The organism is Zoogloea oleivorans, assembly GCF_008107625.1.
Lineage (GTDB): Bacteria > Pseudomonadota > Gammaproteobacteria > Burkholderiales > Rhodocyclaceae > Zoogloea > Zoogloea oleivorans.
This window is the reverse complement of record NZ_SDKK01000087.1, coordinates 1-574: the sequence shown is the minus strand read 5'-3', so window position 1 is coordinate 574 and position 574 is coordinate 1. Positions and strand designations below refer to the sequence as shown.

General features: G+C 63.6%; 1 protein-coding gene and 1 pseudogene. Both read left to right on the top strand.

The genetic code is table 11. The features are described from left to right. Positions 1-2: 2 nt before the first annotated feature. Positions 3-74, top strand: a complete 72-nt coding sequence (locus tag ETQ85_RS27200; protein WP_425473169.1) for a hypothetical protein — start codon at positions 3-5, stop codon at positions 72-74. 100 nt (positions 75-174) lie between these two features. Then, positions 175-574, top strand: a pseudogene (locus tag ETQ85_RS25855) (alkyl hydroperoxide reductase subunit F); the annotation flags it as partial.

Here is a 574-nt window from a genome sequence, read left to right as displayed (position 1 = left end):
AAGTGTGCCCCGCCAAGTGGACCCCGGGCGAAGCGACTCTGTCGCCGTCGCTGGACCTGGTCGGCAAGATCTAAGCCGCGCCCGACAGCGTCAAGAACAGTTTGAAACGCCCGGGCGCCGGTTGGTGCCCGGGCGTTTTTGCATTCAAAACAGACACGATACAAAGGAATCATCATGCTGGACGCCGCGCTCAAGACCCAGTTGCAAGCCTATCTGACCAAGGTGACCCGCCCGGTGGAGATCGTCGCGTCCCTTGATGATGGCGACACCTCCCGCCAGATGCGGGAGCTGCTGCAGGAGGTCGCCTCCCTGTCGGCACACCTCACGCTGACCGAGAAGAACGAAGGTGCCGCGCGTGCGCCATCCTTCCAGATCACCCGCCCGGGCGCCGACATCGGCATCCGCTTCGCGGCGATCCCCCTCGGCCACGAATTCACCTCGCTCGTTCTCGCCCTCCTGCAGGTCGGTGGTCACCCGCCCAAGGTCAGCGAGGAGACGCAGGAGCAGATCCGCAACCTGGATGGCGAATTCAACTTCGTCACCTACATTTCCCTGTCCTGCCAGAACTGCCCGG